General features: G+C 61.3%; 8 protein-coding genes and 2 pseudogenes. 8 read left to right on the plus strand and 2 right to left on the minus strand.

The genetic code is table 11. From position 1 onward, the window contains the following. Positions 1-579: pseudogene (locus tag DBR23_RS31625) on the minus strand (flagellin); the annotation flags it as partial. Between the two features lie 321 nt (positions 580-900). Here DBR23_RS31625 and DBR23_RS24015 point away from each other — a divergent pair. From DBR23_RS24015 to DBR23_RS24030, 4 genes are all read left to right on the plus strand, one after another. Then, complete coding sequence (locus tag DBR23_RS24015) at positions 901-2,397, plus strand: flagellin (RefSeq protein WP_056065722.1); 1,497 nt, start codon at positions 901-903, stop codon at positions 2,395-2,397. A gap of 201 nt (positions 2,398-2,598) precedes the next feature. Then, positions 2,599-4,032, plus strand: a complete 1,434-nt coding sequence (gene fliD, locus DBR23_RS24020) for a flagellar filament capping protein FliD (protein ID WP_056065723.1) — start codon at positions 2,599-2,601, stop codon at positions 4,030-4,032. Positions 4,033-4,101: 69 nt separating this feature from the next. Beyond that, a complete protein-coding gene (fliS, locus tag DBR23_RS24025) occupies positions 4,102-4,551 on the plus strand; it encodes a flagellar export chaperone FliS (RefSeq protein ID WP_056065726.1) in 450 nt (149 codons plus the stop codon). Positions 4,552-4,553: 2 nt separating this feature from the next. Further along, complete coding sequence (locus tag DBR23_RS24030) at positions 4,554-4,853, plus strand: flagellar protein FliT (protein WP_007860919.1); 300 nt, start codon at positions 4,554-4,556, stop codon at positions 4,851-4,853. Between the two features lie 330 nt (positions 4,854-5,183). Here the strand turns inward: DBR23_RS24030 and fliE are convergent, their stop codons facing one another. After that, a complete protein-coding gene (fliE, locus tag DBR23_RS24035; RefSeq protein ID WP_108499802.1) occupies positions 5,184-5,495 on the minus strand; it encodes a flagellar hook-basal body complex protein FliE in 312 nt (103 codons plus the stop codon). A 175-nt stretch (positions 5,496-5,670) separates the two neighbouring features. Between fliE and fliF the strand changes: the two genes are divergently transcribed. From fliF to DBR23_RS24055, 4 genes and pseudogenes are all read left to right on the plus strand, one after another. Beyond that, positions 5,671-7,365, plus strand: coding sequence for a flagellar basal-body MS-ring/collar protein FliF (fliF, locus tag DBR23_RS24040; RefSeq protein WP_108499804.1), 1,695 nt, complete (start codon positions 5,671-5,673; stop codon positions 7,363-7,365). A gap of 36 nt (positions 7,366-7,401) precedes the next feature. Next, positions 7,402-8,397, plus strand: coding sequence for a flagellar motor switch protein FliG (gene fliG, locus DBR23_RS24045; protein WP_056065732.1), 996 nt, complete (start codon positions 7,402-7,404; stop codon positions 8,395-8,397). Continuing rightward, positions 8,384-9,124 (plus strand): flagellar assembly protein FliH, encoded by a 741-nt coding sequence (locus tag DBR23_RS24050; RefSeq protein ID WP_108499805.1) that lies wholly within the window; start codon positions 8,384-8,386, stop codon positions 9,122-9,124. Before fliG ends, DBR23_RS24050 begins: the two co-directional genes overlap by 14 nt. Further along, positions 9,108-9,611: pseudogene (locus tag DBR23_RS24055) on the plus strand (flagellum-specific ATP synthase FliI); the annotation flags it as partial. The gene DBR23_RS24050 and the pseudogene DBR23_RS24055, both read left to right, overlap by 17 nt.

The following is a 9,611-nucleotide window of genomic DNA, read 5'->3' on the forward strand; positions in this document are numbered from 1 at the left end:
GGATGTGGCGCCAGTCGCAGGGGCCTGTGCACCAATACCCGAGCCGTTGGAGGCGATGTTCTGGTTGTTGCCGTACACGTTGGTGCGCAGGTTGGCGGTCGCTGCCACGATGGTCTGGTTGGCATTGGCGCCCACCTGGAACTGTTGCGTACCAAAGGTGCCGTCCAGCAATTTCTGGCCGTTGAACTCGGTGGTTTGCGAAATCCGGTCCAGTTCCGCCACCAACTGGCCGACTTCCTGCTGCAGGGCCTGACGGTCGCCGGCGCTGTTGGAAGCGTTGGCCGATTGCACGGCCAGTTCGCGCACCCGCTGTAGGATGTTGCCGGCGGAGCCCATCGCACCTTCTGCCACCTGGGCCAGCGAAATTCCGTCGTTCGCATTGCGAACCGCCTGGTTCAGGCCGCGAATCTGGCTGGTGAAACGCTCGGAAATCGCCAAACCGGCTGCGTCGTCCTTGGCGCTGTTGATGCGCAGGCCCGACGACAGGCGCTGGATGGCTGAGTTGAGCGACATCTGGCTGGTGCCCAAATTTCGCTGCGCGGTGAGCGAGCTGATGTTGGTATTGATGGTTGCTGCCATGGCGAAACTCCTTAACGTCGCAAGACGGATCTGTTTGCCGGTTCAAGCGCACCCGTCCGGCTGTCAATGAGGGAACGATGGATGAATTGTGGAGATGCCGCTTTTTGGCGTTGGGGAGATAAGCGGCAAAAAAGTCGTACAACTTGCGCGTTTGACCCTCAAGTTTTCCGGCGGTGACCCGAAAACACTTACAACGGACCGTAAGCGGCCCGCCGTTCACCAGAGGCTAAAGAGCACTGGCGAACCCAGGAAGCCAGCGTGGTGCTGGCGCCCCGGCTGGCGGCAACGCCATATTCAGTCAGTTCTTTCTGGAGATTTGCAATGGCTTCCACCATCAATACCAACATCAGCTCGCTCACCGCACAGCGCAACCTGGGCATGAGCCAGACCTCGCTGAACACGTCCATCCAGCGCTTGTCGTCGGGCCTGCGCATCAACAGCGCCAAGGACGACGCAGCCGGTTTGGCGATTTCCGAGCGTTTCACCAGCCAGATTCGTGGCCTGAACCAGGCGGTTCGCAATGCCAATGACGGTATCTCCCTGGCGCAAACCGCTGAAGGTGCATTGAAGGCTTCCGGCGACATCCTGCAGCGGGTGCGTGAGCTGGCCGTGCAATCGGCCAACGCTTCCAACAGCGCCGGCGACCGTCAGGCCCTGCAACAGGAAGTCGGCCAGCTGGTGTCTGAGTTGGACCGCATTTCGCAAACCACCGAATTCAACGGTCAGAAGCTGCTGGACGGCACCTTTGGTACGCAACAGTTCCAGGTGGGCGCCAACGCCAACCAGACCATCGTGGCGGCAACGGGCAATCTGCGCACCACGGTGTACGGCAACAACCAAAACGTGGCATCGAACGGCTCGGGCATCGGTGCTCAGGCCACCGTGGCAGCGGGCGCGACGTCCAACGGCGTAGCTGCTGGCACCATTGCCATCAGCGGCTACCTGGGTACTAACAGCATTGCGGCAGGGTCGAACGCGACGGCCAAGGCAACAGCCGATCAGATCAATGGTATGAAGGCCACCACCGGTGTGACTGCCACTGCCCGCACCGAAGTGCGTTTGGGTGGCATGGCCTCGGCTGGTTCCTATTCGCTGACCTTGCAGGGCGACAATGTTGGGTCTGCTGCCGCCGTCACGGTGTCGTTCACGCTGACCTCTGCCACCGGCACCGACCGCCTGTCGGCTGCAGTGTCCGCCATCAACGACCAGGCTGCCAAGACCGGCATCAACGCTGCTCTGAGCTCGGACGGCACGCAAGTGATTCTGACCAACGCTACCGGCAACGACATCGTGGTGGGTGACACAGCCAATGCCAATGCTGCCAATGTGACCGTTACCGGCTACGATGCGGCTGGCGCCAGCAACGGTACGGCCCAGACGCTGACGGCCAACTCTGCCGCAGAAATGGTGAATACGGGCGGCTACATCGTCCTGGATTCGGAAAAGTCGTTCGCTGTGGACTCTACTAGTGCGACCCAACTGGATGACGGTGGCTCTGCATTGCAGGCTGTGGCCAACCTGGACGTGACCACGTTCAGCAACGCGACCAATGCGCTCAAGACCGTGGACTCCGCCCTGGCCTTCATCAACGGCGAGCGTGCCAAGCTCGGTGCCCTGCAGTCGCGCTTTGAAACGTCGATCAGCAACCTGCAAGTGACGTCGGAAAACCTATCCTCCTCGCGTTCGCGTATCCTGGACGCCGACTTTGCCGCAGAAACCGCCAACCTGTCGCGCGCTCAGATCCTGCAACAGGCCGGTACGGCGATGGTGGCTCAGGCCAACCAGCTGCCGCAAGGTGTGTTGGCCCTGCTGCGTTAATAGGCAGAGGGCATGGCAGTCGGGGCGTTGCAGCGCCCTGAAGTGGCCCAGGCGGCGGCAGATTTCTGTCGCCGCCCTTTGGCTTTTTGGGACAGCGGGTGCCAGGACCGCTGGATAAGACGGGTTTCCTGGCGTGTTTACGGACGTTCTTGATCGCCGTTCGGCGCCATAATTTCCGTTGGACCAGTTCAGGAGGTTTGTATGGCAACCATTTCATCCCCAGGTGTCGGCACGAATGGACTTGATGTCAAAAACATCATCTCTCAGCTCGTCGCTCTGGAAAAAAAGCCCCTGGACACGCTCAAGCTGCAAGCGGCCACGGTCAATACCAAGATTTCCGCCTTTGGGCAGATCAAGTCGCTGGTCTCCACGCTACAGGACGCTGCTGGCAAGCTGACCAGCGTGACCGGGTGGAATGGTGTGGCCACCACGTCATCCGACTCCAAATATGTTTCCGCCACTGCCGTTGGGGGCACGCTGCCCACAACGTTCAGTGTGGAAGTCCAAAGCCTTGCCAAGGCACAGGCCACAGCGTCGGCAGCTTTGCTGCCCGTAGGTGGTGCGCTCGGGGCGGGTACGCTGCGCCTTGAATTGGGCAAGTGGAGTGTGGCGCCCGCATCGTTCACGCCTGGCAGTGGCCAGCCCGTGGACATCAGCATCAGCGCCAGCGACAAACTGTCGGATGTGGCCAGCAAGATTAATGGCGCCAATGCAGGGGTCACTGCGTCGATTCTCAGCGACGCTTCGGGCGAGCGTTTGCTGCTGCGCAGCAAGAGCACTGGTGAGGAATTCGGATTTCGACTGAGCGTGATGGAAGGTGGTGATACTGATCCCCAGAGTGCCGGCAACACCGATGCCACTGGTTTGTCCCGCCTCGTCAATGGCGCCACGGTCACACAGGCTGCCGCCAATGCAAAGGCCACGGTCAACGGGATCGCGGTGTCTTCGGCCACTAATACGTTTGCGTCCACGATTTCGGGTGTAACTTTCAAGGCCGAGCAAGTGACGACGGCTCCCATTGATATCACCGTGAGCAAGGACAACTCTGCCATCCAGTCCAACATTGATGGATTCGTGAAGGCCTACAACGCCATCAACGAATTGCTCCAAGATGCGACCAAATACGACGCAAAGACCCGTTCGGCAGGGCTTTTGCAAGGGGATTCGACCGCTGTGGCACTGCAGAACTCTCTGCGCAACGCGATCCAGTCGATCTCGACGGGTGGCGGGGCCTTCCAGCGTCTGGCAGATGTCGGCATCACGCAGCAGCTGGGAGGGAATCTGGCCGTCGACTCCACCAAGCTGAACAAGGCCCTGACTGAGAAGCCTGACGACGTGAAGAACCTGTTCCGCAACACCGGAGGCGGATCGGCCGATGGCATTGCGGTGCAACTGAAGGCGCTGACCACCAATCTGCTGGCCAACGATGGTTTCTTCAAATCCAAGGACGACACCCTGCAGCTGAGTCTCAAGCGCAATTCCCAGGACCAAACACGCGTGAACGAAAAGGTTGACGCATTTGAAAAACGCATCACGCGGCGCTATAACGCGCTGGACAGCCAGTTGAGCAGCCTGAATGGTCTGAACGCCTATATCTCGCAGCAGGTGGCGGCCTGGAATAAATCTACGGGCTGAATAAACAGAGGCTTCAGTTTTCTTGGCGCACGCCGATAACTTAAGTAATACCTCGGAAGGATTGTCAGCATGTTCAGCGCCTACAGCCCCCGTGCAGCCAACGCTTACCAGCGCATCAACGTAGAGACCAGCATGCACACGATCGACCAGCACCAGCTGGTCAGCCTGCTGTATGAAGGTGTTCTCAACTCCATTGCCACTGCACGCGGCGCCATGGCGCGCGGTGATGTGCTCGGCAAGGTCAATGCCATTTCCAAGGCCATCCGAATTCTGGAAGAGGGGTTGAGCACCTCGCTCGACAAGGTGGATGGCGGTGAACTGGCGGAGAACCTGGGGGCGCTTTATGACTACTGCATCCATCGCCTTACGCTGGCCAATGCCCGTAACGACGACGCCATGATGCAAGAAGTCATGCGCCTGATCGAGCCCGTGGCAACCGGGTGGAATGAAATCAAGAAATCGGGTGCCGGTGCCTCCGAAACGCCCGCCTCGGGCCAGCCCGTGCTGGTGGAGGCCTGACTATGTCTCACATGCTGATTGACTATTACAAGGCGATTGAGGACAGCAGCGCCAAGATGCTGGAGGCGGCCAAGCTCAAGGATTGGGATGGTGTGGTGCGCTATGAAGGCGCCTGTGCAGTGCTGATCGAGCAACTGCGCTTCAAGTCGCAAGAGCACGAATTGCTGCCTGAGCACCGCCGTGAGAAGACCCGCATCATGCAGCGCATCCTGCGCAACGATGCGCAGATCCGCTGCCTGGCAGAGCCCTGGCTTGCGCAGTTCGAGCATCTGTTCGAGGGGCAGCCCCAGATGATGCACTGAGTGCGGGCAGCGCAACGCTCCCGGGCTGCTGCTGTGTGCGGCAGTGACCTAGCGGTCAAATGTGGTTGCTTGTTAGGGCTGGGATGGCCGGATTAGCGGAGCACTGCGGCGATGGGTAGTGCCGTCCAGGGGGTGCCAAAGTGCGCGGTACTGAACCTGTCGCCACTTCGACCGCCAAGCGCCTCTGGGTCAAAAAATGCACTAGATGTGCGTGAAGCTTTAGTGCAGTATGCCTTTGCTGCTATCAAAAATATAGTTTCTTGTGTTGATACAGCGCAGTGCCACACGGCTGCCCCGTTGAGAACGGGGCCTTTATACGTCGCCAGCAGGTCACACCTGCATGTTCATGATGTCGGTGTACGCCTGCACCATGCGATTGCGCACGTGCAGTGTGGCTTGAAAGCCGATTTGCGCCTTCTGGATAGCCACCATGGTCTCTTCCAGACTCACGGAGGGGTTTTCCATTTGTACCTCCTTTTGCATCTCGGAAGATTTGTTCTGCGCGGCACTCACTGACTGCAATGCGCCCTTGAGCGCGCCAGAGAAGCCGACTTCATTGCCCGTGGGTTGCGGCGCTGCAGCACGGCGCGCGACGCCAGCGCCCGTCAGCGGGGCGGTTGAGCTGGAGATGCGAAGGTCCATGGCGGTATCCGTAGGGGAATGGCGGTATGCTGCGTATCCTAGCTACCGGCCCAGGATGCATCGCTCTGAATAGATGGCCAAACGGACGGCTTATCCAGCGAACATTTTGGAGGCGTGACCGAATAATCGACCCCACGCTAGGTCTGTTGCAGGGCCTGCTTTAATGGAAAGCAAGATGTCTGCTGTTGCTGAAGTCCCTCTCAATCCGCTCCCGACGCCGGCCAGTCCCAACTGGCTGCAGCGGCTGTCCGCCCTCGACCGGGCGCAGCGCATGCGGCTGGGTGCGGGCGTGGCGCTGCTGGTGGCTGCTGCCGTTGCGGCCATCGTGATGGGGCGCCAACCCGACTACCGGGTACTGTTTTCCAATCTGGGCGACAAGGATGGCGGGGCCGTGGTGGCGCAGCTGTCCCAAATGAATGTGCCCTACAAGTATTCCGAGGGTGGTGGCGCCATCCTGATCCCAGCGGAGCGCGTGCATGACGTGCGTCTGCGACTGGCCACTCAGGGCCTGCCCAAGGGCTCCGTCGCAGGTTTTGAGCTGATGGAGTCCAACAAATTCGGGATGACGCAGTTTCAGGAGCGCCTGAACTTCCAGCGCGGGCTGGAGGGGGAGCTCACCCGGTCCATTCAAGCCTTGTCGTCCGTGCAAAGTGCCCGTGTGCACCTGGCCTTGCCCAACCAGAACGGATTTTTCCGTGAGCAGCAAAAGCCGTCGGCCTCGGTACTGGTGAGCCTGCACCCCGGCCGCATTCTGGACCGTGCCCAACTCGCGGGCATCGTGCATCTGGTGGCTTCCAGCGTGCCGGAACTGGCGCCGTCAGCCGTGAGTGTGCTGGATGACACGGGCAAGCTGTTGTCCCAATCGCCCGACACCACGGCCGGTGCTGAAATCAATGCCCAGCAGCTCTTGTATGTGCAGCAGCTGGAGCAGCAGTATTCGCGCCGCATCATGGACATTCTGGAGCCCGTGGTCGGCCGTGACAACGTCAAGGCGCAGGTGACGGCTGAGGTGGACTTCTCCCAGACCGAGTCCACCTCCGAGCAATTCCGCCCCAACCAGACGCCAGACTCCAGCGCCGTCCGCAGCCAGCAGGTGCTGGAAAGCCGTGGCAGCGCGACGAAGACCGCCACGGGTGTGCCCGGTGCGGTTGCCAATCAGCCTCCCGCTCCGTCTGCAGCGCCCATCAATGGCGCCAACCCTGCGCCCAACGCGGGCGGCCAACAGGGCACTGAGGAACAGTCCAACAAGCGCGAGTCCACCACCAACTATGAAGTGGACAAGACGGTGAAAGTGGTCCGTGGCAGTACAGGCGCAGTCAAGCGGCTGAGTGCTGCGGTCGTGGTCAACTACCAGTCGGCTGAGGACAAGGGCAAGACCGTGACCAAGGCGCTGACGCCCGAGCAGATCGAGCAGATGACGGCGCTGGTGCGTGAAACCATTGGCTTCAATCGCGAACGCGGTGATTCGGTGAATCTGATGAATACGCCGTTCCAGGTGACTGCAGTGCCAATCACAGACACCCCGCTTTGGAAGCAGCCTGAGGTGGTTGATCTGGCCAAGACCTTTGCCTGGCCCGTAGGTGCGGTTCTGTTTGCTGCCCTGGTGCTGATGGGGCTGGTGCGTCCTGCGCTCAAGGGCCCAGCGCCGGCCAAGGCCGGTGCCGCCAAGCCGGTGGCAGGTGGACAGCTGGACGCGCTGGAGGCAGAAACACCCGAGCGCCCGGCATTGGCAGCGCCCGCCCGCAAGGACGAAGTGTTGCCTGCGACCCCCGAGCAGCTGCGCCTGGAAGATGCGCGTACGCTGGCCAAGGAGAATCCGGTCGCGGTCGCCAATATTCTCAAGACCTGGCTGAACGGCGAGCCCGTTTAGTCGTCGCTACCGCTACCGATTGCACGGACCACGACCATGGACGACCAAGGACTCCACGATGCCGCCATCATGCTGATGTCCCTCGGCGAGGAAGAGGCGGCCGAGGTGTTCAAGCATTTCTCGCCCAAAGAGGTGCAGAAGCTGGGCGAGACCATCGCGCGCATGCGCTCGGTGTCGCGCGAAAAGGTGGACGAGGTCATCAACAAATTCTCCAACGCGGCCGCAGCGCAAAGCCTGTTGGTATCCGACACCGGCAATTACGTGCGCGCTGTGCTCAAGCGCGCGCTCGGCGATGACAAGGCGGGACTGCTGATCGACCGGATCTTGCAGGGCGGAGATGTCTCGGGCATTGAGAGTCTCAAGTGGATGGATCCGCTGTCAGTGGCTGAACTGCTGCGTAACGAGCACCCGCAGATCGTTGCTGCCATCCTGGTACATCTGGACAGCGACCAGGCCTCGGGCATCCTGATGCACCTGACGGATCGCCAGCGTAGCGAAATTCTGTTGCGTGTGGCCACGCTCGAAGGTATCCAGCCGACAGCCCTCAAGGACCTGAACGAAGTGCTTTTCAAGGTGCTGGCGGGCGGGGACAAGATCCGCAAGAGTTCGCTGGGCGGCGTCAAGGCTGCCGCAGAGATCATCAACTTGCTGGGCGGCAACATGGACGCCGTGGTGCTCGAATCCATCCGGGGCTACGACCCTGACCTCGCGCAGAAGATCATGGACAAGATGTTCGTGTTCGAGGATGTTCTCAAGCTGGACGACAAGGCCATTCAAACGGTACTCAAGGAAGTGGCATCCGAAACCCTCATCGTGGCTCTCAAGGGCGCAGTGCCCGAACTGCGCGAAAAATTCCTCTCCAACATGTCTTCGCGTGCAGCCGACGCGCTGCGCGAAGACCTCGAATCGCGCGGCCCGATGCGGCTGTCCGAGGTCGAGGCGCAGCAGAAGGAAATCCTCAAGACGGTGCGTCGCCTGTCTGACGAAGGCCAGATCGTGATCGGAGGCGGTGGTGATGATGCCTTCGTCTAACCAGCGGTCCTATTCGCGGTTCATTCCCAGCGAGGAAGTCGGCGACTTCAAGCAGTGGAAGTTTGCCGCCGTAGACGGCTCCGATCTGGTCGAGCCAGAGCCCGAGCCGGAACCTGTGGCGGAGCTGCCCGCCGAGCTGGATGAAGCGGCACAGCAGGCGCTTGTCCAGCAGGCTTGCGACGATGCATATGCAGAGGGCTTTGCCCAAGGGCAGGCGCAGACGGCGCTCGAGTGGCAGCGCCGCATGGATGAATACATTGCCCAGCAGGGACAAGAGGCGGCACAGCGCATGCAAAGCGTGCTGCAGACACTGGAAGCCAGCCTGATCGACATGCAGCAGCACATGGCGCAGCAGGTGCTGGAGCTGGCGTGTGACATCGCGCGCCAGGTGGTGCGCCAGGAACTGTCGGTCAATCCCAATGCCTTGTTGCCGGTGGTGCGGGAGGCCGTGGGCATGCTGGTCACGGAAGGGCGGCCAGCCACCGTCCGGCTCAATCCGGAGGATATGGAGGCCATGGCCCAGCCTCTGCGCGAAGAGATCAATGCGCCTGGCGTGCAGTGGATGGCGGATGCCGCTGTGCCTGCTGGTGGCTGCATGGTGGAGTCGGCGGGCACGGTCGTTGATGGCAGCATCGACAAACGGTGGCAGCGTGCCATTGCGTCGCTGGGGCTGCAGTCACCCTGGGACGACGAGACGCTTGGGGATGGCGATGACCGTCGACCTTGACTCTGCCTGGACCCGCTTCATGGACGACGCGCGCGAGCGCGTGGCCGAAGGCGCGCCGTTGGAGACGCGGGGTACGCTGACCCGACTGACGGGACTGGTGCTGGAGGCGGTGGGGATCCGCGTGCCTGTGGGGTCGCAGTGCATGGTGCAAATGCCAGGGCACGCGCCGGTGTTGGCTGAGGTCGTCGGGTTTTCTGCCGACCGTGCGTTTTTAATGCCGGCGGGCGATATCCATGGGCTGTCCAGTGGCGCGAGTGTGGTGCCGGCTGCGCCATATATCCCCATGCCTCGCTTGGGCGAGCCTCCACGGCCCGTACAACGCGCCGGGGTGCTTCGTTTGCCCATGGGCGACGGCTTGTTGGGTCGCGTGGTGGATGCGCAAGGCCGGCCCCTCGACCATGGTGGACCGGTGCAGGATGTCGTGTCGGAGCCCATGGGCAAACGAAGCACCCCGGCGCGTTGTACGGGCCGTGGAGGCTCGCCCAAG

Origin of the sequence: Acidovorax sp. HMWF018 (assembly GCF_003061035.1) — a bacterium.
GTDB classification, from domain to species: domain Bacteria; phylum Pseudomonadota; class Gammaproteobacteria; order Burkholderiales; family Burkholderiaceae_C; genus Acidovorax; species Acidovorax delafieldii.